The organism is Carboxylicivirga caseinilyticus (genome assembly GCF_050589785.1).
GTDB lineage: Bacteria > Bacteroidota > Bacteroidia > Bacteroidales > Marinilabiliaceae > Carboxylicivirga > Carboxylicivirga caseinilyticus.
The window spans coordinates 84,392-108,099 of sequence record NZ_JBNGOX010000015.1 but is presented as its reverse complement, the minus strand read 5'-3'; the positions used below and the strand labels follow the sequence as shown (position 1 = coordinate 108,099).

21 protein-coding genes are annotated in these 23,708 nt (G+C 35.8%); 12 read left to right on the top strand and 9 right to left on the bottom strand.

All coding sequences use genetic code 11. From position 1 onward, the window contains the following. The first annotated feature begins 328 nt into the window (after window positions 1–328). From ACRD62_RS09965 to ACRD62_RS09945, 5 genes are all read left to right on the top strand, one after another. Window positions 329–1,900, top strand: a complete 1,572-nt coding sequence (locus ACRD62_RS09965; RefSeq protein WP_430819980.1) for a hypothetical protein — start codon at window positions 329–331, stop codon at window positions 1,898–1,900. 114 nt (window positions 1,901–2,014) lie between these two features. Continuing rightward, window positions 2,015–2,608 carry a hypothetical protein gene (locus tag ACRD62_RS09960; RefSeq protein WP_430819979.1) on the top strand — a complete coding sequence of 198 codons (594 nt, stop codon included), beginning with the start codon at window positions 2,015–2,017 and terminating at the stop codon, window positions 2,606–2,608. Between the two features lie 78 nt (window positions 2,609–2,686). Further along, window positions 2,687–3,181 (top strand): PH domain-containing protein, encoded by a 495-nt coding sequence (locus ACRD62_RS09955; protein ID WP_430819978.1) that lies wholly within the window; start codon window positions 2,687–2,689, stop codon window positions 3,179–3,181. A 130-nt stretch (window positions 3,182–3,311) separates the two neighbouring features. Further along, a complete protein-coding gene (locus ACRD62_RS09950) occupies window positions 3,312–3,746 on the top strand; it encodes a hypothetical protein (protein ID WP_430819977.1) in 435 nt (144 codons plus the stop codon). Between the two features lie 102 nt (window positions 3,747–3,848). Next, on the top strand, window positions 3,849–4,607 hold the full coding sequence (locus tag ACRD62_RS09945; protein WP_430819976.1) for a DUF1835 domain-containing protein: 759 nt from the start codon (window positions 3,849–3,851) through the stop codon (window positions 4,605–4,607). A gap of 276 nt (window positions 4,608–4,883) precedes the next feature. Here the strand turns inward: ACRD62_RS09945 and ACRD62_RS09940 are convergent, their stop codons facing one another. Next, on the bottom strand, window positions 4,884–5,810 hold the full coding sequence (locus tag ACRD62_RS09940; protein WP_430819975.1) for an SPFH domain-containing protein: 927 nt from the start codon (window positions 5,808–5,810) through the stop codon (window positions 4,884–4,886). Window positions 5,811–5,837: 27 nt separating this feature from the next. Beyond that, window positions 5,838–6,269 (bottom strand): NfeD family protein, encoded by a 432-nt coding sequence (locus tag ACRD62_RS09935; protein WP_430819974.1) that lies wholly within the window; start codon window positions 6,267–6,269, stop codon window positions 5,838–5,840. Between the two features lie 195 nt (window positions 6,270–6,464). Between ACRD62_RS09935 and ACRD62_RS09930 the strand changes: the two genes are divergently transcribed. Next, entirely contained in the window at window positions 6,465–7,685 is a 1,221-nt protein-coding gene (locus ACRD62_RS09930) for a transaldolase family protein (protein WP_430819973.1), read from the top strand. A gap of 49 nt (window positions 7,686–7,734) precedes the next feature. On the opposite strand, the gene ACRD62_RS09925 is transcribed toward ACRD62_RS09930, so the two are convergent. Beyond that, complete coding sequence (locus tag ACRD62_RS09925) at window positions 7,735–8,304, bottom strand: DUF4494 domain-containing protein (protein ID WP_430819972.1); 570 nt, start codon at window positions 8,302–8,304, stop codon at window positions 7,735–7,737. Window positions 8,305–8,413: 109 nt separating this feature from the next. Next, entirely contained in the window at window positions 8,414–9,568 is a 1,155-nt protein-coding gene (locus tag ACRD62_RS09920) for a BamA/TamA family outer membrane protein (protein WP_430819971.1), read from the bottom strand. 225 nt (window positions 9,569–9,793) lie between these two features. Here ACRD62_RS09920 and ACRD62_RS09915 point away from each other — a divergent pair, with 225 nt between their 5' ends. Further along, the gene (locus ACRD62_RS09915) at window positions 9,794–10,033 is read left to right on the top strand and encodes a phosphopantetheine-binding protein (protein ID WP_321405438.1); all 240 of its coding nucleotides are present in this window, start codon (window positions 9,794–9,796) and stop codon (window positions 10,031–10,033) included. Window positions 10,034–10,144: 111 nt separating this feature from the next. On the opposite strand, the gene ACRD62_RS09910 is transcribed toward ACRD62_RS09915, so the two are convergent. The 5 genes from ACRD62_RS09910 to ACRD62_RS09890 all read right to left on the bottom strand — a co-directional run bounded on the left by ACRD62_RS09910 (window position 10,145) and on the right by ACRD62_RS09890 (window position 19,249). Continuing rightward, window positions 10,145–11,611: a carboxypeptidase-like regulatory domain-containing protein gene (locus tag ACRD62_RS09910; RefSeq protein ID WP_430819970.1), complete on the bottom strand. Its 1,467-nt coding sequence runs from the start codon at window positions 11,609–11,611 to the stop codon at window positions 10,145–10,147. A gap of 75 nt (window positions 11,612–11,686) precedes the next feature. Further along, window positions 11,687–12,664, bottom strand: a complete 978-nt coding sequence (locus ACRD62_RS09905; RefSeq protein ID WP_430819969.1) for a FecR family protein — start codon at window positions 12,662–12,664, stop codon at window positions 11,687–11,689. A gap of 46 nt (window positions 12,665–12,710) precedes the next feature. Next, window positions 12,711–13,280, bottom strand: a complete 570-nt coding sequence (locus ACRD62_RS09900; RefSeq protein WP_430819967.1) for an RNA polymerase sigma-70 factor — start codon at window positions 13,278–13,280, stop codon at window positions 12,711–12,713. Window positions 13,281–13,334: 54 nt separating this feature from the next. Beyond that, window positions 13,335–14,900 carry a LamG-like jellyroll fold domain-containing protein gene (locus ACRD62_RS09895; RefSeq protein WP_430819966.1) on the bottom strand — a complete coding sequence of 522 codons (1,566 nt, stop codon included), beginning with the start codon at window positions 14,898–14,900 and terminating at the stop codon, window positions 13,335–13,337. Further along, entirely contained in the window at window positions 14,897–19,249 is a 4,353-nt protein-coding gene (locus tag ACRD62_RS09890; protein ID WP_430819965.1) for a response regulator, read from the bottom strand. The genes ACRD62_RS09895 and ACRD62_RS09890 overlap by 4 nt, the downstream gene beginning before the upstream one ends. 176 nt (window positions 19,250–19,425) lie before the next feature. Between ACRD62_RS09890 and ACRD62_RS09885 the strand changes: the two genes are divergently transcribed. The 5 genes from ACRD62_RS09885 to ACRD62_RS09865 all read left to right on the top strand — a co-directional run bounded on the left by ACRD62_RS09885 (window position 19,426) and on the right by ACRD62_RS09865 (window position 23,572). Further along, on the top strand, window positions 19,426–20,424 hold the full coding sequence (locus tag ACRD62_RS09885; RefSeq protein ID WP_430819964.1) for an SRPBCC family protein: 999 nt from the start codon (window positions 19,426–19,428) through the stop codon (window positions 20,422–20,424). Window positions 20,425–20,513: 89 nt separating this feature from the next. Continuing rightward, window positions 20,514–21,179, top strand: coding sequence for an FAD-binding oxidoreductase (locus tag ACRD62_RS09880; protein WP_430819963.1), 666 nt, complete (start codon window positions 20,514–20,516; stop codon window positions 21,177–21,179). A 10-nt stretch (window positions 21,180–21,189) separates the two neighbouring features. Next, on the top strand, window positions 21,190–22,233 hold the full coding sequence (rlmN, locus tag ACRD62_RS09875; RefSeq protein WP_430819962.1) for a dual-specificity RNA methyltransferase RlmN: 1,044 nt from the start codon (window positions 21,190–21,192) through the stop codon (window positions 22,231–22,233). Between the two features lie 118 nt (window positions 22,234–22,351). Then, complete coding sequence (locus ACRD62_RS09870) at window positions 22,352–22,672, top strand: single-stranded DNA-binding protein (protein ID WP_430819961.1); 321 nt, start codon at window positions 22,352–22,354, stop codon at window positions 22,670–22,672. Between the two features lie 90 nt (window positions 22,673–22,762). Further along, window positions 22,763–23,572 carry a hypothetical protein gene (locus ACRD62_RS09865; protein ID WP_430819960.1) on the top strand — a complete coding sequence of 270 codons (810 nt, stop codon included), beginning with the start codon at window positions 22,763–22,765 and terminating at the stop codon, window positions 23,570–23,572. Window positions 23,573–23,708 lie beyond the last annotated feature (136 nt).

The following is a 23,708-nucleotide window of genomic DNA, read 5'->3' as shown; positions in this document are numbered from 1 at the left end:
CTCCCTTTTAGGGGAGGTTTGGTGGGGTATAATGAAAGTAAAGTTACAATTTGAAAGATTCCTTATTTGCACAATCACTTTTTGGACACCCTCTTGGGATTTCCCGACCCACAAAAAACAAAATAAATTCATGCTTCGAATCAACATAAATGCTGTTTAATAAGATAAAAGATTAGACTTATTAAACTTGAAAAAGATTTGACTTAGCCTCAAAACTGCATTTTTTTAGCAAATTGAATGAGTGCAACAATATCCAATCAGGTATTATTAGGGAAAGTAATCTAATCTAGGTATTCTGCCACAGCAAAGGAAGTATAACAACGATAACATGAAAAAATTTAATTACCTCTTATTACCTGCCCTTCTTCTAACTTTTGCCATCAATACAATACAAGGGCAAGCTCCTTCACCTGATAAAATCAATTTTGTAAGACAAGGAGTACAAAGAATGATATTTGATGAGCATCAATCCATCCCACTGGCAGAGTTGAATCCTGAAAAAATAATTGGTTTGCAGGCAATGCACCCTGTTGATAATTATAAAACGGACCATGCTGATGTTTCAATAAATACGAACAAACTGGTTATTCAATCGAAAAGTACATCACTAACCGGAATATGGATAGGTGGTTTTAATCCTTTTGCAACCTATACAATTGATTTAAAATCTAGTGTTGGCGATGGAGAAATAGGTTTTCAGTTTACTGCAAATGATCAAAAAGAACAATTAATTGTAACAGTAGAATTTAAAGATAGCCTCCTTACTAATGCCAAAATAAGAGTTATCAAAGATGACAATCAAATACATCAACAGTCCATTGCCGCAAATCTCACCGACAAGGATCAGCTTAAGGGTAAAATTATCCTTCAAATGCTGGGAAGCGGATTTGTTCTCTACCAATATAACAAAGGGCTTCCGAAAGTAATTGGCCAATGCGATTTTAATAAATACATCGACTTACGACAAAAAAAATACATTCATTCCTTTCAGTCACGGCTTTTTGTGGAGCTAACAAATGGAACGGTACAGATCAATAAGGCAGCAGTGGCATTTACAACCGGTGTTGGGCAAGCTGACATCCGCGCCATTACCTACGAAAACGGTGAGCCATTGCTCGACCAGGATCGTTTATGGTATACCATGTCAATTCGTGGTCGTGCCCTACCTCATCATATTCAGGGTGTGTTTAGCATGAGTCCAGGCGCTTTCGATTTGAAACTGGAAGGTATCATCGTTTTTGATCGTAATGATGGTATTCTAAGAAATGAAATTGCCTCGCATATTTTTTACGATCGTAACGAAAAAATCTGGCGTGGAACAACAACCGGATTTAGTGCATATGCCAATCCCGAAAAAGAAAAAAAGCAACTTCTTGCAATAGAAAGCAAACACGATCCCCGCTTTGGATTTTCAGTGATGAAAGCCAGCACCTTTGGTGTGGTTGGAGATATTGAGGATCCTCATATCATTTATGATTCGGAGGTGAACAAATGGCGAATACTAACCTGTATTAACAAAGATGGATACAAAGCAATTATAATGGAATCGGATTTCTGGAACAGAGATTTTAAAATAATTGCAGGTCCGGTAAACCATAATTCAACCGGCACTTCCATTCAAAAGATAGGAAATAAGCGATATTGTTTCTCTGGCAGTAACGAAAAAAAACTTTTCATATACAGCTATCCCGACTTGAAAGAAACAGGTACGTTAAAGATGGATCTGCCACCCTGGGATGCAACTTCCGGATCAAGAGTTTGGCCAAATGTTGTTCAGTTGCCGGATGGATATCCGGTTAAATATGTAGCCTTAATGATGGACAGATTTAATTATCCGGGAATGCAGGGACCAAACTGGACATACGGAGCACTCTATCTCTATCATGGATATGATGAATAAATTTTCCACAGAATTTCTTATTTAAAGTTTGCTCAATTATAGATGAAAAAGAAATAAATGAGATATTCACTACCCTTAATCAAATAACTGACTATCCCAAACTAATAATTGAATATGAAACCAATGATCAGCAAAATTAAATCCTACTTAAAAGAACTTACGATTGTTACTATAGGTGTTTTAATTGCCTTATTAATTAGCAATTACAAAGAGAAAAAACAAGCAAAAGAATATTACAACGCCTCTGTAGAAACAATTAAAAATGAAATCGACTTCAACTATGAAATCTTGAAGGATATTATTGAAAACCAATCCCGATTATTGGATACCATCAACGCTCACAAGGCGGATCATATTACATTAAGTGATCTAATTGTTGAAAAAGGAGGTGGATTGCCTGCTGCCAATGTAAATAATTTTGGTCTGGAATTTTATAAAAAAAATGAAATCAATTCGGTTGATTTTGAGATGATGTCACGATTGATTCGATTTGAATATTTATCAAAACTCATAGATATTAAAATGGAAAAGTTAATGGATTATTTATATCCAAACCTTTTTATCGATTCCGAAGAAAGCAAACAGTTAACCATCATATATTTAAATAATTTATTAGAAAGTGAGATTACTTTAATGCTTTCTTATGAAGACTTTATCAATAAGGCTAAAGAATACAAAAACACTGAAAACAAACAGTTGAATAAATAAGTTTTTGCCATTTATTTGTCACAAACAACTTGCTTTAAAGCTTTTACATCCAACACTTAAAACGTAATAAAAGAACACATGACTGATATAAAGAATTCAGCAATAGCAGGAATCGTATTTGGAGTATTATTCGGAACGTTTCTGGGACTGTTTTTCGATATTAAAACAGGCATTATTTTTGGCTTAATATCTGGTTTGATATTTGGTGTTACTATATATTTATTTATCACTTCTAAAACTGTAAAAAAACAAACTCAGATTGCAATTACTGAGGATACAGAAATTATTCACTCCGGAGGTGCCAATCATTTAAAAAATGGAGAAGGTGTAGGAGGAAAACTATATTTACTTAAGGATAACCTTCAATTTAAATCACATCAATTCAATGTGCAAAATCATAGTCTGAGCATTGACCTAAAGGATATAACTGAAATTAGTTTCTATAACTCACTTGGAATTATTCCTAACGGGCTTATCGTTCATACAAGTAATGGAATACATGAAAAATTTGTGGTTAATGGTCGACGCATATGGAAAGAAGAGATTGAAAAACATATCAAAGTGGTTAAATAATTAAGTCATTATTTTATTGTACTGTCCCTTTAGGTCACCATTACAATCTATTAAATAATAAGTAGTCTGCATGACATTGATAGTTTCAGCAGGATTTTGTACCTTAAGTTAAGTGTTAACAATATCTTAGATGCATTTTAGATATCATATATTATCTGATTTAAATCTTATTCTCGAATCCTATTCGGGAGAATATGAGTTTAAAGATATTTTTGAATGCAAAAGGATGGAGATGCAGGATCCAAATTGGAAAGATTACTACGATGTTTTAGGTGATATAAGAAATGGTAAAATCACCTTAACTTCTGACGATTTGGTAAACATTCATAGCTATCTTAAGAATCATCAGGAAATTAATGCTCAAAGAAAATCTGCTATTTTAACGAATCTTCCCTACCAGGTAGTGTTTGGCACTCTTTTAAAAGGAACTAATAATAATATGTCAATGGTTAAACCTGAAGTATTTAGTACCATTGAAGCTGCCCTTTCATGGCTGGGTATTGATACCAGTGAAAGCGAAAGAGTAGAGAAATTACTTTCTCGTTTATCAGAAGAAGAAAAATAGTGTTTGTAAATATATTTAGGCTTCTCTTTAGCCTGAACAACACTCATTTTTCAATAAAAATCACTACTTTATCAAATCAATTTTATAAACACTATTTTCTCTGTGTCAGAACAATATCACATTTTAAATGGAGATGCATTAAAGCATCAGTTTCCTGATGCTATTAAAGGTAAGCTTATAGTGGCTCGTGAATGTCTTGTGGATGGTAGTGTAGAAGGTAAAAATTTATCTGAACTATATGAGACAAGAGCCCTATTTATAAGTCAAAACTTAGAAGGTTTTGAAATCAGGGATTACTATGAGAAAACGGTTACTGAATTTACCAAAATACAAAGCATACCCTCACATTCTGAAATTAACCTTTGGTTTGAAGAGGATTTGTTTTGTCAGATAAATTTATGGTTTGTTATTAATCTTATATACACTAACTACAACAATCAAACTATTTATTTAATCCGTCCGAAAGCTCATTTAGAATATAATTTTGGAGGAATGAATAACGAAGAATTACTTAATGCTTATAGTAATAAAACCAGGATTGAGTTTTCGGAATTAAAAGAATTAAGCAGATTATGGGCACTTTATCAAAAGAACGAATGTGATGAAATGATGAGCATTACCCAGAAGTTGGATCATAAATTTCCTTTTCTGAAAAAAGCAATCAACGCACTTATTGACAGATTACCTCAGAATGGTTCACCTGGCAGACCTGTTAAAACCTTAATTCAGATTATGGAAGAGTTACAAACAGAAGATTTCAATACAATTTTCGGAGAATTTAACCGAAGGGAAGCCATCTACGGATTTGGCGATTTGCAGGTAAAAAGAATTATGAATGATATAATATCCAACCGTTTATAAAATGCAGTTGATGTTTCACATAGCTTTCTTCAATCGTTAAACACTTTAAATTAATAAAAGTATTCAACCATTATTTAGGGCTTCACAAACAATCAATTTGTTTTGAAATAGAATGTGATAACATCAATCATTTGGCAGTTTCATTTATAAATCTATATTTGCACATATGATTTATGTAAAAATGAATCATTACCAGATTTATTCAACAATTGTATTTTTAGAGCAAAAAGAAATCCCGGCGAAAACCGGGATTTTTTGATTACAACACTTTATGTGTTATGATTTCTTCTTAGCAGTGTCGAGTACCGAGGTTGCAGTAGCAATAATACTTGATATATCAGCCATATTAGACGGAATGATCATTGTATTATTCGCCTTGGCCAATTTACCAAACTCACCCAGATACTGTTCGGCAATACGTAAATTAACTGCATCACCACCACCTTTTTCATTAATGGCCGAGGCAATTTCACGAATACCTTTTGCCGTTGCACTGGCCACAAACTCAATTTCAGCCGCTCTACCTTCAGCTTCGTTAATACGTTTTTGCTTTTCACCTTCCGAGCGTGCGATTAATTCCTGTTTGTCACCTTCAGCCACATTAATCTTAGCTTGTTTCTGGCCTTCCGATTGAGCAATCATGGCTCTTTTCTCACGTTCGGCACGCATTTGTTTCTCCATAGCGTCTTTAATACTCTGTGGAGGTGTAATGTTTTTAACCTCATAGCGGGTTACTTTAACACCCCATGGATCGCTGGCCTTATCTACTGCATCAACAATACTTGTATTAATGGTTTCGCGTTCTTCAAAAGTTTTATCCAGATCCAAACGACCAATCACACTTCGCATGGTAGTTTGAGCAATTTGAATGGCAGCAAAACCATAATTATCAATTCCATACGATGATTTCATGGCATCAATCACCTGTAAATACAAAACACCATCAACCTCAACCGCAATATTATCTTTAGTAATACACGATTGCGAGGCAACATCAATAGCCTGTTCTTTCAGTGTATGTTTGTATGCTACCTTATCAATAAGAGGTATCAAAAAATGAAATCCGGCCGTAAGGGTACCAGTATATTTTCCCAATCGCTCAACGATATAAGCTGATCTTTGTGGAACAATTTTAATACACGAAAGGAGTATAAAAAACACAATAACGCCAATCCCAATGGCGACAATAGCAGAAGGATTCATAAAGTTTAGTTTAAATTTTAAATATATTTAAACGGGTTCAACCCGCAGAGTTAAGCCATCTTTAGAGATAATACGTACTTTTTGATTCGCCTCAATTGCAACATCTGATACAGCTGTCCATTGAGTACCTTTAAATTCAATTCTACCCGCTTCCTCTTCAGTAATTGGAGTAAGGCAGGTTCCCTGGTGTCCAATAAATTCTTCGTCCGCATCAACTTCTACATTCTGCGTCTTTTTCACAATAACTTTTCGAAGAAATACCAGCGAAACAATAGAGGTGGCACTAAAAATCAGAAACTGAATACCCAATGATGGTTCAAAAAGATATACACACAAAGCTGTTATCCAGGCTCCAATTCCAAAAAACATGATAAAAATACCCGGAATTACAATTTCGAGTAGAAGTAAAATTACTCCGGCAATAAACCAGATTACTGCAGCATTAGAGAGTATTTCCATTGGTCGTAGATTAGTTTGTTATTTTCATAATAAAGATAACATAACTATGGTAATATTAGCTTCATAATTATGAATAATTCATCCATTCTTTTCTTTATCACACATCCATAAAAAGTTTGTCAATGTAATGAGACAGATAGGTTGATTTTGGATAATATCCTTAGTAAATTTAATTAAACTCAATCCTCTGGAAATATGATACATCCAATCTCATCTGCTACTATTCATCATTTAGCTGATCAATTTAACGATCAACCCCAGAAAGTGAACAACTCCGATTACTGGAATCAATATTTAAAAACCGGAACAAACCTTTGGCTCGATACGGGTGATATAGAAGCATCTTCAAAATTATGGAACAGTGCCTTTACAGCATTAACCACCAATAACACATTGCTAAATGCTGAGGTACAAAAAGGGCTTTATGATACAATCATCCCGGAGTTATCATCCAAATTAAGGTACCTGAGTGATGAAGAGAAAGTGAAAGAAATAGCATTTTGCCTGAATGCCATACATGGTTTACGCATTGCAAAGATCTTTAATTGCAAAGTAAGTGTTGAACTGCACACCGATCTGGCTCATGATGTTAACGGAATAGAAACAATTGGTAAGCGATTGTTCGATATTAATCCCAGCCATTTTATTATTAAAGTTCCGTTTACGGCTTCGGGTTTATTAGGTGCACGCAAATTGCACGAAATGGGAATACCCGTAAATTTCACATTGGATTTTAGCGTTCGTCAGAATGGTTTTGCTGCCGTAATAGCACAGCCGGCATACACCAATGTTTTTCTCGGACGATTAGGCGCTTATCTGAAAAATAACAATCTGGGAGACGGCCAGTATATTGGTGAGAAGGTCACACTTGAATCGCAAAGAAGCTTATTGGCTCTTGCCAACAAAGGAATTAGTAATACTAGGCTAATTGCAGCCAGTATACGTTCAAAAGATCAACTCTATCAGTTATTAGGCTGCGATACTTTTACTATTCCGGTTGGTGTTGCCACTGATGCTGTTCAAAATCTCATTCAAATTTCTAAATCAGATATTGTCATCAATAATCCAACTCTGTTTGATACAACAGATACTCAGGCAGTTCGTCTGCCTCATTTATGGCTAGTTGAAGAACATGAAAAAGAAGTAATCCATCGATTGAATGAAAAAACTCCTTCAACTGCCCAGGAATTGATTGAATATGCATACGAACGTGGATGCCACGATATCTTTCCTATACTTACCAAAGAAGAGCATGAATTTTTAAGGTCGGATGGAAAAATTCCTGTTCACGAGCGTTGGGCAGATAAAATAAGAGACGGCGAAGTAGGAATTGATTCTTTGCTTAACCTGGCAGGTTTATACTCTTTTGAGAAGGATCAGGCTGATCTGGATAACCGCATTAAATCATTTCTATAAAAAAAGGAGTCCAATCTGGACTCCTTTAATATTTTAAATCATGAATTGATTAATCTTCATATTCTTCTTCCGAGATTTCATCCCCGATCACTTCCTCTTCTTCTACTTCGTCTTCCTCTTCTACCTCAGCTGACACCTCATTTCTTTCTATTGGTTTAAGGTGAGAAGGAATTTCGGTATTGACATCATCACTAAAATAGGCGAAGAAATCCATTATCGGACTCTCAGCAATGGCATTAATATCAAAGTCAACAGTCATACCACCCATGCCCTGTTGAATTTTATCATAAGCATCTTTTACATTACTTGCCATCACCAGAATCTGGTTACTTACTTTCTTCTCTTTGCCTGATTTTTCGTCGATCGAAGCAAAAGAGATCTTACTCTTAAACCAACGATCGCCATCTTCGTTATCAAAAATCTCAGTATAATTGGCTTTTCTGATGTTCGTAACAATAAACTCACCACGAACCATCATTTCCATCTCCTTGTATATTCTCGATTCAGCCTCGGTAAATGAAACAGCATCGATCAGGTATGTCTCGCTTACTTTTTTCTCCTTACCCGACTGTTCATCTATCTTCTCGTATTTAACCTTACACTCAAATAAATTTTGCATACTTCTCTATTTTAAGGCTACAAAGATAAGATTGAATCGGAAGTGCAAAAATTTCTAAAACAGTCGGTTTAAGAAAAGTTATCAACATCTTCTGTAACACACGGCTGGCTTAAAAAGCTTCTGAAAACGTTACGTAAGCTCCTGCTTCCCCTTTACCTACACCATAATCGAAACGCATATTCATTCTGGTCTGAAGTTCCAATCTCAAGCCCAATCCACCATTGGGTAACCAGCCATTAAATTCATTGATTGAATGAGATACGGTACCAGCTCCCAACCAGGCCACATATCCCAGGCGGCTATTGTAATTACCTCTTTTATTCAAGGTGCGACGCTTAAACATATGCCGATACTCAGTAGTCATGCTTAAGGCATTCTGATCGCGAAATCGTCCGATGGTGTAACCTCGCATATTAAAAGGCCCTCCCAGCATGGCCATATCTGTCCAGGGCACTTCATCACCAAACGAAAAACGTGATTTTACATTCCAGGCAAGTGTTCTTCTTTCCCTTTTAATTTTCAAATATTGTCGATAATCAACTTCCAACGCTTTAAATTTGGTATTACCACCCAGATAACTTTGAAAAAACACCATAGAGGCACTAAGAAAAACTCCCTTGTATGCATTCTGAACAAAATCACGGGTATCATATTCAACAGCCAGACCAATTCCTGTGTTATTAATACCGGTTCCATTGGATAGCACATATTCATCTGTTAGCATCCGGGCATTTAATTGGGTTGCTTCTGTTCCGTTCATATCTACAACAGCACCAATAAACAGGTCGCTAAAAGTGCGAAACATAAACTTCTCAAAAAAGCGCCAGTATATTCTTTGATAACCAGTATTAGCCGGTGACTTTTCTATATTGATTCCGTTATCATAACCAACTCCCCAATAATTATCCGGCATATCTTTATAAAGAAACTCACCTAACATTCTGATTTTATCATCTGTCAGATAAATGACATTCTGAATATTTACTGAAATGGCTCCCGTTGAACTATATCCGAAAGAAAAAGGAATGGATGATCTGTTCAGCAAATTATTCCAACGCTGAGTTTTGAATGTAATCAACCCTCCGGCAGTCAACAAATACTCTGTTTCTGGAGTATAAGCAGGAGCCAGATAAGGCATTATCCTATAATTTTTATGCTCAATTTTCGCAATTCGTAACGAATCAATATTATTAATAATCAAGTTGGTCGAATCCTGCTGTCCAACCACCGATAACGAGATATAAAAAAGAAGAATGACAACCATTGTCAATTTCTGCCAACATCTATTCACAATAATGCTCCTTTGTAAAATTTTAGCTTCTCTGCTGCAAATGTACATTTTTTATTTACAATTATTTGAACCTGATTTACAATTACTTAAGTAAATAATACTAAGTTTTTTGAATTTTTTTCGAAAAAATTCAAAAAATGCATACGTCCAATTGCTAATTAGTTTGTCCTATAGATGAATTGATAATAGAATTTAGTTATGAATGCAAAAGCGATTAGACGAAATTTGTACAAAGTTTTAAGGAAAACAGGTGTACCAAAGAGTCGAATTAGTGAAGATGCCACCTTTCGTGATGAGCTTTTTGTTGACGAATTAGACATGAATTGTTTCTTATTTTATTTGGAAACAAAATTTGACTTGAATATAAAAAACGACGAAGTATTGCAATTAACATCTGTAAAATCAACCATTGATTATTTGCAGAAACATTGCGCATAAGATTTTTTTTCAATGACCAATCCCATGAGGTTGCTTTCGGAACAGGCAATAAAACCACTCATTTTATCGTCCCATCAACTTTTTTGAAAGCAACCTTATTTTTATTTCCTTCTACTTCCTGTCCTTAAAAACTTTCTCTAACTCATCATCTGGCTTGATAATGTTGTAGTTATCCCAAAACTCTTGATCGGTTTCTTTTATCTCATCGGCCAATATGTAATTGGATTTATAAAGTTCTGAAGTTTTAAACCGTTCTTCTCTATCAATTTTACAATCACTTACCAATAATTCGGAAATACCCACAAACTCAGAATTTATTTTCTCATCCTTATCATTGATATAAACAGCAATCTCGCCACCTATTTTATTTACTATCCATTTATCATTCAACCTGCGATAATCAATGTAATATCTGGCCACTCTGGGTTTGGCCTTAATTCTTCGGGTTGATCTTTTAATTAATGCTTTACGACTATTTTTTAAGGACCTTTTGGTTAGCTCAAAGTCAACATGTACAATGGCATACGATTGAGAATGAGCCATTATAATGCCTTCGTACTTGAGTTCTCCATCATCTTCGATTGGCCGAAAGCCTATCCGATAAACCATCTCATCATTTAAATAATCAATCCCCTCGTACGAATATTGATATACATCGTCATAACCATCTTTTGGCAAAAACTCCAGGTATCGCGCTACATCAATCCTCGAAAACTGATAAGGTCCACCCTCCAATTTAAAATTGACCGATTCCATAGTCTGCAAACCAGATAGCTTTCGACCTTTAACAAACCGAACCCTTTCAAGATTTAAAAACTCATTATACGATGGTTTTTGAATTTCGATAATGGCTTCAGATACCTGAACAAATTTTTGATCCTGTTTTATTGACTCACGGAAGAATCCTGTGAGAATGGTTTGTTCATTTATGTAATTCTTTGATCTGTTTTTGACGATTCCATTGATGATATCCTCAATTGCTTCATATCGGACTTCAATCTCCTGCAGTTTAATATCATGACTTCTCAAACGAACAGTCAGAGTACTTTCAATATTTTTTATTGGATAAAACTCATTTGAATAGCCAATAAATGAAAACACAAGCGTGTCGTTTAAACAATTGGCCGGCACCACAAATTCAAACTCTCCATCCATATTGGAGATGGTACCCATTGCTTTATTCTTAACAGCAATATTTACCATTGGTAAAGCATCACCTTCAGAACCGTCAATAACTTTACCCTTAAATCTCAGGTAAATTGAGACATCTTCCTGAACCTGCTCACTAATGACTATTTGATTATTCCGATAAGAGATGTGTAAGGGTCTGTCTTTTAAAACAGATTTAAGCAAATCAAATGGATGCATTTGACTTACATCCACCTGAACCAGGCTATCGACCGGAACAGCCCTTGCATCGTAGGATACTTTTATATTGGTTTTGGCCGAGATGGAATCCATTAATGCAGAAATAGTAATAGGTTTGTAGCGGAAGTTATAGACCTGAGCATTGACCGGTAACAAGAAGCTACAAATCAATACACACAAACACATTTTCCTGTTAATGGATTTCTTCATTCATTAGAACTTAGGATTGAAATTGTTACAATTACCCGAAGATAACTCTGCATTAAAATACAATTTTCTTTCCAGCTATCTAACTGATTGTATCTGATATTTATCGTTTTGTTGAGTGTATGTCAGATTGAAGGTTTGACATACAACATTTAAAACATGCTCTAAATCATCGTGACTAAACTGAGCATTCAACATCAAACTATCTGGTTTAATTTCATTATCTATCTCAATCTTTATATGATAAACAGACTGAATGACTGCAATTGCTTCGGTAAGTGTTACATCTTCAAATTCAATCTCACGAGTTTTCCACGCATTGTAATTAACATCTGTCACTGAGCTTTTGATCAAAAGATTTGCTTCCAAATTAAAATTAGCTGCCTCACCTTTTTCTAAAACAACATGATCGCCCATATGCCACACCTCCACACGACCAGACGAAACAGAAACATTCTCATCACCATTCAAAGCATTGGCTTTAACATTAAAGGATGTTCCGAGTACTTTAATCTTTAGATTCTGTGTTTCGATAATAAATGGTTTCTGTTCGTTTCGGGCTACATCAAAAAAAGCCTCACCATTCAAATGTACATTCCGTATTTCAGTATTAAAACTTTTTGGATATTGTAACGAACTTCCAATATTCAAATCAACTAATGTTCCATCCTCCAGTTCAACCTGCGTAATTTCATTTTGAGCTAAAACCTGCAATAATTTGTTGTTGGGAACCATATTTTTTATCAGAACATAGGCAGCCATAATAATTATCAGAGATGCGGCAACCGAAACTATTTTCTTCCAATGCATAGAAATATGCTTGTGCTGATTCTGATGAATTTCACTACTAACTTTTGTCCAGGCTTTATCAGTATCAATTGACTTAATTTCCTGAGCATATTTGGTGTCGCCCCAGAGTTGATTCAACTGGCCCAATAAATCTTTGTCTCCGGATAATTCATGACTTAATTGTTCATGCTCCGAAGCACTTAATTCGCCGGCCATATCTTTGGCTACCAAATCCCAATCAATGTTATGTGCTCTTTTTTGTTCCATAATTCAACTAAAGGACATTTAACCCTTCTTTTTCCCTTAATAGATTTTATAAAAATATACTCAGCAATTGCTGTTTTAGGGGCTGTAACTTTTCTCTCAGAAACTTTAAAGCCTTACCCATCTGAACCTCCACTGTCTTTGGCGATATATTTAATTTATCTGCAATCTCACGATATTTTAAACCATCCATCCTGCTCATTCGAAAAATTCTCTTCCGTTGTGCAGGAAGCTGTTCAATTACTTCATTGATCTTATTTAAATACAGCTCATCCTGGTAATGAGGCAATTCTTCCAATTGAATATCCACTCCTGCTTTTTCATAAGTACGTACAACCTTCTGATGCTTTAATTCATTATTGCACTTGTTACGAACAGCAACAACTAAAAAACCTTTCAACGATCTGATGTTAAGCTCGTCTCTTTTTAACCACATATTAACGAAAACATCCTGAACAAAACTCTCTGAAAGGTCACGATCGTGCAGATACTTCTGGGCAAACAAAACCAAATGAGGATAATAGCTTTTAAATACCCATTCAAAAGCTTTCTCATCTCCCTCTTTTATTTTTATCAGGAGAGATTGTTCATTCACATCTAAATTGAAAGATGATCCCATTCAGTATCCGATTTTATGAAGGACAATTTAATAAATAAATACCCCTACCCGCTATTAATCTTTTTCAAAATTAAATACGGTAACAACAGCGGCATGACTTGAGGGAAAACTCACCAGGTGATCATCCAGCACATAACTATCAACCGGATATAAACGATCACCAAAAGAATAAATAAAATCAGTGCGATCAGGGAATGCACTATTGAACTTTGTAGACCAGGTGAAACCCTTTTCAAGTGGCTCCCCAGCATTAAGAGCTTTATATGTATCTATAAAACCAGCCTTTTCCAGTTGCTGACTTACAGGATAATTCACCACCAGCCCCATATGCTGATCCTTGTTTGCTTCATCCCAGTCGAGATGCGACCCACTGTAGAATCCACCTCCCAGAATCATTGGAATATTTTCGTTGGTAAAAATCAGATGTCTTAGTTCACCCAGTATAAAAGTTATTTCTTTACCTCTGAACTCATTTTCGCGATAAACAATGGTATCCGGATCAGCTTCTCCGCTTTTAAGGTATGCATCCAAGCGAGGTTGTTGACTCAAAGCAACCGGACTTGCAAATAAATACCTGTCATCACCCAGATCAACTTTAATGCAACCTGAATTGTAGCTTCTGTAGACATTATTCGCCTCCTGTAATGGATACCGACTTAAAACACCCAAATCTTCATTTCGCTGATAAAAGTAATAACCCAAACCATCAGCCAGATAAGAGCCTTTACCTGCCATTTCCTGCAGTAATATTATATCAGCTTCTGTTGATCTTATGACATCTAAAATACGCTCCGGACCAACTCTCTTTCCTTCATGGATACCTCCCTGCCAAACATCCCAGGTCATCACCTTTAATTGATCACCACACACAGGTTTTGTAAACTTATGCGGATATTTAAGTCCATAAATTGTTTTAACCTCTTCATCTATTAATGAACGGGACCATACTGCCAGATCATCCAACCTTCCATTGAAAACATCCATATTTACCGATGCAGATGACGGACTTACACCTAATCGTATAGGTGTGGATTCGATATTAAATGTATTACCATACATCGAATAGATAGCGACATTGGTTCCATCAAAATACAACCTGGCTTCCTGAATATTTTTATTGTAACTGAAAACCAAATGATGCCATTTACCATTGTTAATTGCCTGATTTAATGATGCCGGTTTATAAGTCCATGTTTGTAAACTATCCCTATAAACCCAGCTCCAGCTCCCACAGTTTTCAGCACGAAGCTCCCATCCCAACAATCGATCATTTACCAATTCCTGTTGCGACAAAATACAGTAGTCTTCATTGTCTGACTTTGTCTTTTGAACCCAGACAGAGAAAGTATAACCTTCATAATCATCAAACGAAAATCCCTCATTATAACTAATAACCAATGGCTTTCTGTATTTAGCTGAAGCCATCAGATCGAGGCAGGTGTCAGGTACATCGTAATGATAACTCACCAAAGCATCACCTTCTATTTGAACATCATAAATTCCTTTATTGATTATCTGCCCATTGAAATCAAGCTCCATAAGAGGTTTACCCGGTGAACGCATATCTTCGTGACAGGCAAGAAGAATAAATGACACAACTACGATGCTAAGAAATCTCATTCTTTTGAGTTTTGGTTTGTTATCCCCTCAATATCCAAGTCCTTGTTTATACTTAGTTCTTTTAAAATGGTTGCCAACACCTTATTCATTTCAATAAATCTTTCACTAAACTCAGGATTACCCATTTTAAAATCCTTCTCTACTTTTATTGCCAGTTCATATAACTCAGGTGCTGCAATGGTTCCGGAAATTCCTTTAAATGAATGTAACATACGTTCAGCTGCTTCCCTGTCTTTTTCTTTTAACTCGTTAAACTCATTCGCAAAATTAAGATGGTCAAAATAAAACCGCTGTAGCAGCCTTTTGAAGAAATCCCAGCGATTGGCAAAACGCTTCACTCCTTCTTCCACATTAATCCCTTTTATAACCGGATATTCAGTATCCTCATAGGTTGCCTCAACCTCAGTCAAATCCGCATTATCATTCACAACAACCGGACGTCGTTTGGCTTGCATGATACCCCTTTGCTTATTTACCCAATGCAGCACTTTTTGATAGACCTGCTCAGGATCAATAGGTTTAGAAATCATATCAACCATACCGGCTTCTAAATACTTTTGCTTGGCCCCATCCATTGCATCCGCTGTCATTGCTACAATAGACATCTCTTTGTATCCCGGAGTCTTCAATATGGCTCTTGTTGCATCAAATCCATCCATAACGGGCATTTGAATATCCATCAGAACAAGATCGTAATAGTTGGGCCCTCTCTTCTGAATCAACTTCACAGCTTCTTTTCCATTGGAAGCAACCTCAACATGTACATTTGCCAATTCGAGTAATTCAATTCCGATCATTTGATTGGCATCATTATCTTCTACCAGCAAGACCAGAACATCCTGCAATTTCTTTAATTCCTTCAGATAAACATCAGGCTCTTTTTTTCGCCAGGAGACGGTTGATTTTTCCTTCCCTAAGGCTTCCATACATCCGTCGTATAAAGTGGAATAATTAACCGGCTTAACAACTGACCATACATTAGGATGTGATTCAATAAAAGACATCAGTTCCTTTTCCTGACTGAATGCCGGAGTCAGCATAATCATCGGAACAACTTTCTCATTATGCCTGAACAATTCCCGGGCAGCATCTGCATTATTCAAACCATTCAGCTCGGAGTCAACAATTACTAAATCATAAGATTTTGTTTGCTTGCTTTCAACCAACTTAACCGTTGCCTTATCGTAGCTATTTACCATGGTCACCTTAAAACCAAGCAACTCCAGCATATCTTTCTGAATGTATGAAGTTACCGGATGTGAGATTACCAATAAGATATCTCTTCCAATCAATTCCTTTGGAGGAATGAGCAAATCGCGTTTCTGTACTTTGTTCTTACCAACCTTAACGGTAAAGAAAAATGAACTACCCGAACCATATTCACTTTCAACCCAAATTCGACCACCCATCAGATCTGATAATCTTTTACAAATTGCCAGTCCTAATCCGGTTCCTCCATATTTTCGGGTAGTTGATATATCGGCCTGTGAAAATGACTCAAATAAAAACTCCTGCAAATCAGGTTTAATACCAATTCCGGTATCTTTTATTTCAAAAAGAAGCTCTACATCGTTATCATCTTCCTGCAACACCAATACACTCGTAACAATTTCACCTTCGTTTGTAAATTTAATGGCGTTGTTGACAAGATTAATCAGAACTTGAGATAATCGTAAAGGATCACCAATCAGATTAAGCGGCACATCGGCATCCAGTGCATAGATAAAATCAAGCCCTTTTTCATGAGCCTTATATGATACCATATTACTCAGATCATCAAACACCTGCTCCAGGTCAAAATCAATATTTTCCAATGACAGCTTACCAGCCTCAATCTTTGAGAAATCAAGAATGTCATTGATAATCCCTAATAATGATTTTGAACTTGCCTGAATTTTATGAAGATAATCACTATGACCGTGTGTTGCTTCCTTTTCAATGGCAAGATGCGTCCATCCAACAATTGCATTCATTGGAGTACGAATCTCATGACTCATTCTGGCAAGGAAATCACTTTTTGCACGGGTAGCAGCTTCTGCTGCATTTTTAGCCTCTTTAAGCAATAAGGCATCTCTTTCTTTGGCGATGGCAATACCCAGAGTTACGGTATAAGCTCTGAAAATAGCCCTGTTAGACTCAACCCAGGGTACGCCTTTAGTTGTATTACCGAAACCAATAAACCCCCAGAACTCATCACGGGCAAATACCGGAACAATTAAAATATTCTCAAGTTTAAGTTTATCGAAAAGCATTTGCTCTTCTTGAATAAAATCTTCCCTAAAACCACTAATCTCTTTTTTATCAGCAAGAAAATGATACCATCTCGAACCAATTTCCTGATAACTTACATGTTGAAGATCGGGACGAACAACCGGCTTAATCTGATCTTTCTGCCATTCGTAATGATGTGAAAAACGGGGTTGTCCATCATTCCCCACCGGATCATTTACAAAAATAAATGAATGATCCACCATTGCACTTTGAGCAACTATTCGCAATGATTTCATAATAGATTCCTCAGGCTCCTGATTGGCAATCAACTCCTTAACAGCCTCAGCCACACCTTCTAAAAACCTATCTCTCAGCATTACCTCAGCAATGGCTTCTTTTTGGGCAGTCATATCAATCATTACCCCTTGCAGGTAATAACCTGAATTATCCGGTAATTTAATAGGCATTCCTTTCTCATGAAGCCATTTTCTTTCGCCTTTTACATCTTCAATGCGATATTCAATTTCGTAAGAATGATTGCGGGCAACAGCTTGTTTAATAGTCTCAAGAACCCTTTCTCTGTCACCTTCAACTATCATGTTGGTAAAAGACTGAATCCCTTTTAAGAAATTCTCCCGGTCAAAACCCGTTACTTTTGAAAATCCACTACTCAAGAAAGACATAGAACGACTATCGTCCATCATACCTGTATAAACAATACCCGGCACATTGGTTACAATGTTTCTGTAATTCTCACGGCTTCTTTCCAGATCGCGCAATGCTTCATTTAGCTCGGTGATGTCGGTTGAAATACTACAGATGGCAATAATTTCCCCTTCTGTATTACGAATCGGAAATTTATTGGATAAGAAATAACGTTGCCCTTTACGCAATTCCATTCCTTCTTCAAACTGAATGGCAACACCACTATTTACAACCTGCTCATCTACCTCCTTCCAACTCTCAACTATTTCTGGTGAAAAGAATTTATCAGCCTTCTGGCCTATTACTTCTGACTCTGTGATGCCTACTTCTTCACACCAGTTATGGTTGACCAGGGTATATCTGCCTTCAAGATCTTTTACAAAGATCATGGCCTTGCTATTATTAATAATGTCGTCGAGTAACCTTCTGTTATCTTCAATGGCTCCTTCAATATCTTTTCTTTTCCGCTCATCAGAAGTGATTGTGTATAAGAAAAATGCCAGCACAATACCGGCACCCAGAAGGGCCACAATTACCAGAACAATTAAAAAATTCATGCTCAGATCACCCCATTTGGTAAGCTGACTGCTTTGAACAAGTGTAGCCTTCTTGGATCTTTTCTGCATCTCGCTGCCTGCCCCTACAAGACCTCTTTGAGCAGAGCTAATGCTTTCGGAAAGAGAAATACCCTGATTATTGGATTGTTCATATGCTCTGACAAGATTACGGAAATCTGTCATGTAGTTTCGAACTTCCAGGTTATTTACAATATTCTCTATCTCAAAAGACTTCTTTAAAATCTTATCGAATTTAATATTTAACGAATCATGTTCTATCCCATTCATACTTCCATCATGCATCTTGTTTTGCATAACTCTGATATAGACAAGATTTCTATGGATTAAATTATATTCCGCTCTTATATCATTAAATTTTGAAGAGCCTGGCTGAAACCATGTATTGATTTTTGATAATTGTAAAGCTTCTAGTTGTTCTATTTGAGTAAATAATGAATCATTTTCCTTTGCAACTTTAACTTTTAAATCAAGTAGTGAGATGTATAGATTGAAATTCTTATTAAATTCAGAAATAAGGCCTGTCATTGGTTCCAGTTCCTCCTTACTCTGATCATTAATATCTGAAATTTTTATCTCATTCAATAAATTAGTAATATTTCTGCTGATTGTATCTACTCTTATTTTCAAGGATGAGCTGCCCGATATAAGAACTCTTTTTTCGTTTAGTCTCAGATCACTGATTTGATCCTGTAAGCGATTTACAACATCAGTATTATTTACTACATGCGATAATCGATGAATACCCCTGATACTCATAAATGAAACGATAAACAGAATCATTATGAGAATACCAAAACCAATGATAACTTTTCTCTGAATAGACTTACCCAGTCCCCCAAATCCAAATTGTCCCATCTAAAATACTTTTCTATTGAATCATTAAAGATAACAACATTTTTAAAGTAATAGTTTGTAATATACAGCCTGCCTAAATTAGATGAATAATTTATCCAAATTTGACTTTGAGAAAATTGCTAATTAATTTAGTGATGATATCCCCGCCAGATTAATAATGAGAAAATTTTTCGGTTATGATGTATTTGATAATTATTTTATTAGTAGTTGTTTTCATTGTACTGATCTGGCTTACTTTGATGGATGGTTCATACTATGTAACCAGGTCTATTCAACTGGATGTTTCAAGAGAAAAAACATTTGAATTAATTTCTAATTTTAATACATGGACCTTGTGGTCGCCATGGTTATGTCTTGAACCCGATGCCAATGTCACAGTTAGCAAAGATGGTAAAGAAGTAGGAGCTGTTTATGCCTGGACAGGTAAAATGGTCGGCTCAGGTGAAATTGAACACAAATCCTTTATCGAAGATATTTCATTAGATCAGGAAATAAGGTTTCTTAAACCCTTTAAGTCAAAATCAGATGTTTTCTGGAAACTGAGTGGTAAAGGTGAAACCTGCGAATTAACCTGGGGCATGAAAGGTAAAATGCCTTTTTTATTTAAATTTATGGCAAAAAATATGGAGCCTTGGATTGGAATGGACTACGAACGAGGATTGAAAATGATCAAAGATCATCTCGAAACAGGTTCCATCGCCTCAGAAATTGAAATCGAAGGCATTACACAGTTACAGAAAGGAAAATTTATTGGAATCAAAACTTCTTGCAACATGCAGGAAATAGCTTCATCAATGAAAGTGGTTTTTAAAGAGTTAAATGAGTTTGCACACACCCATAATTTAGAAGCAGAAAAAGCACTTGCTATTTACCACAATTTTGATTTCAAAAATCCGGTTTGCGAATATTCTGCCGGACTGGTAATTGACAAAGTGCCTACCCTGGATAATGGCTTTATCATTGGAGAACTCACCGATCAAAAAGCTTTAAAAATTACATTTACCGGAGATTACAAACATTTGGGTAATGCATGGTCTGCTGCTTATATGTATGCACGTAATAAGAAACTTAAAATCAATAAAAAATCCGATCCTGTAGAATTTTACTTAAATGATCCATCCAAAGAAACGGATCCCTCAAAATGGATAACAGAAGTTTATCTTCCCTTAAAATAAATTTAAAGCAGCATACTTTTGCTACTTTTTTAATCTATTTAATTTCTAAACAATTCTAAATTTAGTCTGTTTCCTCCCTAAAAAGCTAAATGATCAACCGCAAACGAAAGGAACTCTATCCGGTTACTGTCATAGAGAATAATCTTATCAAAGAGGACGTTCATTACCTCAAACTGGATAAGAAATTCAGTTTCAAGCCAGGACAAGTACTTGCCATAGCATTGAAGCAAAATGATGAGCCTCGCTTGTATTCAATTGCTTCGGGGATTGATAAGGATTATCTGGGAATTTTATTTGATGTAAATCCTGATGGTCAACTTACACCCACAATGTCACAATTAAAATCAGGTGATCAACTTTACATTTCAGAACCCTTCGGTAAGTTTTTGTGCGAAGGGACTCCGGCTATGTGGATTGCAACAGGTACAGGAATTGCGCCATTTGTTTCGCTGGCAGAATCCAATAAGGCAAATAATATTACTTTAATTCATGGAGCAAGAACAATTGATGCTTTTTATCTTCAGGATACATTTATTAAAATACTGGGAGAAAACTACAATCGCTTTTGCACTTCAGAACAACAGGAAGGTATTTACCATGGAAGATTAACAACCTACCTGCAACAGCAAAAACAATTACCTACGGATTATAAATACTATCTTTGCGGAAATTCTCAGATGATAATTGATGTAAGAGAAATACTTATTGAAAAAGGTGTTCCATTCGATCATATTATTGCTGAAATATATTTTTAAATAGAAGGTTATGGCCAAAGAAGCATTGTACGGTAAAACATTAAATGAATTGAAAGAAGTGATGACAGAGTTAAATCTCCCTTCTTTTACCTCCAAGCAGGTAGCCGATTGGTTGTACAAAAAGCATGTAGCATCGATAGATGAGATGAATAACCTGTCGAAAAAAGCCAGAGCCTTGCTTAACGAAAAATACGAACTTGGTCTAATCAATCCCGAGTCATTTCAGGAATCGATTGATGGCACAAAAAAGTATTTGTTTAAAACAGTCGGATCTCAATATATCGAAAGTGCCTATCTGCCTGAAGAGAATAGAAATACCCTTTGTGTTTCATCTCAGGTTGGCTGTAAGATGGGCTGTTTGTTTTGTATGACTGCCCGCCAGGGTTTCCAAAAACAACTTACAAGTGGTGAAATACTAAATCAGATTGCCAGCTTACCCGAAAGAGATACTCTCACCAATCTGGTATATATGGGCATGGGAGAACCCATGGATAACATTGATAATGTTTTAAAAAGTCTCGAAATCATAACGTCTGACTGGGGTTATGGCTGGAGTCCGCGACGAATAAATGTTTCCACCATTGGAGTTGTTCCTGCAATGCGACGTTTTATTGAAGAGTCAGAAGCTCACCTGGCAGTTAGCCTTCATTCGCCATTTAACGAAGAAAGAAAACAGCTAATGCCAATTGAGAATGTGTATACTGCTGAACAGGTTGTTGATACCATCAAACAATATGACTTCGGAAGACAACGAAGAATCTCCTTCGAGTATATCATGTTTAAAGGAGTAAATGATACTGCAGAACACGTTAAAGGGCTCACCAAGCTATTAAACGGAATAAGATGCAGAATCAATTTAATTCATTTTCATCCGATCCCCAACTCTCCGTTACAAGGCAGTGACCGATCGCAGATGGAATGGTTTAGAGACCAGCTAAGCGCTAAAGGACTCAATACAACTATCAGAAAATCAAGAGGTGAAGATATTTACGCTGCTTGTGGATTACTTTCTACCAAAAAATTAATCAGTTCTGGAGAGGAAAAAGATTATTGATTTTATTTATTATCAATAATTTTTGTTTTCTTTATAAAAAATCTCACCTTTCCTTGTTCAACCAAGAAAAGATCATTAAATTGTTTATGTTAATTTTTAACTAAACAATGGTTGTATCATGTTGAAACTAATCTTAAATGGAACAGTAGGTAAAGATGCCGAAATAAAAGAGGTTGGCAATCGTAAGGCCATTAATTTCAATGTTGCGGTATCGATGGATTACAAAGATCATTCAGGAAAGAAAATTGAACGTACAGAATGGGTGCATGCAGTTATCTGGAAGAATGATAATCAAAGCATTAAAATTGCTGAGTATATTAAAAAAGGACAAAAAGTTTTAATTGAGGGGGTTCCGGGAAGTGAAAGCTTTCAGGATAAAGAAGGGCAGGTAAAGAGCAGTTTACATGTCAACGTTAAGGAACTGGAGTTTCTTAATTAATTTTTTCACTAACAGAATTAAGCCACCTTGAGTGGCTTTTTTTGTTTCTCTTGGTTAATCTTTTATATTTTTGAGGTAAAATTATTGATCATGAAAAAGATTTTCCCAATCATATTATTGTTTTCAGTATTATTTGTTGCCTGCGGCCCTAATCGCGAAGAACTGGCTAAAGCTAAATTCGACAAAGCTCAGGAACTGTTCCTGAATAAACAGTTCAACGATGCTAAATTAATGATTGATACCATCAATGAAGATTTTGCTGATCAGATTGAATTTACCACCCGGGCAAACGACTTACTGAGGAAGATAACCATTGACGAACAAAAAAATAATCTTCGTTTTCTTGACAGTCTTCTCGTTGAAAAAGAGAATGAACTGGAACCTTTACTTAAAAATTTCACAGAGTCATCGGATTACGGAGCTAAAAAGATACTGATCCACAAACGTCAGAAGCCAGAAAATTCATATAACCGCGTTTACATCAGAGCTCATCTCGACTGGGATGGCAACTTTTATATTTCAAGTCATTATACAAGCACTTCGCACATTAACCATAACCAGATTAAGGTCTATTTTAGTGGCAACCATGCTTTAAGTGAAAAAGTTGAAGAAGACGGTTTTCAGAACAGACATTTTGAGGATGGTGAAAATGTTTGGGAAGTAGTAAATTACAAGGATGGTAAAGACAATGGAGTAATTGATTTTATTGCTTCTAATTCAGATCAGTCACTTAAGGTTCAATTCATTGGGAAAAAATACTATTACATTGTAATGGAAAAATTTGATAAAGAAGCCATAAGAGATGGTTACGAAATATCGTTTGTTTTAAAAGAAGTAAAACGAATAAAAGATGAAAGAGAGAAAGTTAAGAAAGAGCTATCAAGATTAACAAACGAATAAAACATCCTATTTCACAAGTAATCCCAAATATTGAATCCATAATTTTAAGGTATCAATCTGATTTCGCATGTAAAAACCAGCTTTTCATCAAAAAAGAAGCTTAAAACCCAATTATGGGTGATACTTTTATGTGTTC

Bases quoted from the DNA above. Each gene is read 5' to 3' on its own strand.
- ACRD62_RS09965 (WP_430819980.1), top strand. From the start codon at position 329: ATGAAAAAATTTAATTACCTCTTATTACCTGCCCTTCTTCTAACTTTT.
- ACRD62_RS09960 (WP_430819979.1), top strand. From the start codon at position 2,015: ATGAAACCAATGATCAGCAAAATTAAATCCTACTTAAAAGAACTTACG.
- ACRD62_RS09955 (WP_430819978.1), top strand. From the start codon at position 2,687: ATGACTGATATAAAGAATTCAGCAATAGCAGGAATCGTATTTGGAGTA.
- ACRD62_RS09950 (WP_430819977.1), top strand. From the start codon at position 3,312: ATGCATTTTAGATATCATATATTATCTGATTTAAATCTTATTCTCGAA.
- ACRD62_RS09940 (WP_430819975.1), bottom strand. From the start codon at position 5,810: ATGAATCCTTCTGCTATTGTCGCCATTGGGATTGGCGTTATTGTGTTT.
- ACRD62_RS09935 (WP_430819974.1), bottom strand. From the start codon at position 6,269: ATGGAAATACTCTCTAATGCTGCAGTAATCTGGTTTATTGCCGGAGTA.
- ACRD62_RS09930 (WP_430819973.1), top strand. From the start codon at position 6,465: ATGATACATCCAATCTCATCTGCTACTATTCATCATTTAGCTGATCAA.
- ACRD62_RS09925 (WP_430819972.1), bottom strand. From the start codon at position 8,304: ATGCAAAATTTATTTGAGTGTAAGGTTAAATACGAGAAGATAGATGAA.
- ACRD62_RS09920 (WP_430819971.1), bottom strand. From the start codon at position 9,568: ATGGTTGTCATTCTTCTTTTTTATATCTCGTTATCGGTGGTTGGACAG.
- ACRD62_RS09915 (WP_321405438.1), top strand. From the start codon at position 9,794: ATGAATGCAAAAGCGATTAGACGAAATTTGTACAAAGTTTTAAGGAAA.
- ACRD62_RS09910 (WP_430819970.1), bottom strand. From the start codon at position 11,611: ATGAAGAAATCCATTAACAGGAAAATGTGTTTGTGTGTATTGATTTGT.
- ACRD62_RS09905 (WP_430819969.1), bottom strand. From the start codon at position 12,664: ATGGAACAAAAAAGAGCACATAACATTGATTGGGATTTGGTAGCCAAA.
- ACRD62_RS09900 (WP_430819967.1), bottom strand. From the start codon at position 13,280: ATGGGATCATCTTTCAATTTAGATGTGAATGAACAATCTCTCCTGATA.
- ACRD62_RS09895 (WP_430819966.1), bottom strand. From the start codon at position 14,900: ATGAGATTTCTTAGCATCGTAGTTGTGTCATTTATTCTTCTTGCCTGT.
- ACRD62_RS09890 (WP_430819965.1), bottom strand. From the start codon at position 19,249: ATGGGACAATTTGGATTTGGGGGACTGGGTAAGTCTATTCAGAGAAAA.
- ACRD62_RS09885 (WP_430819964.1), top strand. From the start codon at position 19,426: ATGATGTATTTGATAATTATTTTATTAGTAGTTGTTTTCATTGTACTG.
- ACRD62_RS09880 (WP_430819963.1), top strand. From the start codon at position 20,514: ATGATCAACCGCAAACGAAAGGAACTCTATCCGGTTACTGTCATAGAG.
- rlmN (WP_430819962.1), top strand. From the start codon at position 21,190: ATGGCCAAAGAAGCATTGTACGGTAAAACATTAAATGAATTGAAAGAA.
- ACRD62_RS09870 (WP_430819961.1), top strand. From the start codon at position 22,352: ATGTTGAAACTAATCTTAAATGGAACAGTAGGTAAAGATGCCGAAATA.
- ACRD62_RS09865 (WP_430819960.1), top strand. From the start codon at position 22,763: ATGAAAAAGATTTTCCCAATCATATTATTGTTTTCAGTATTATTTGTT.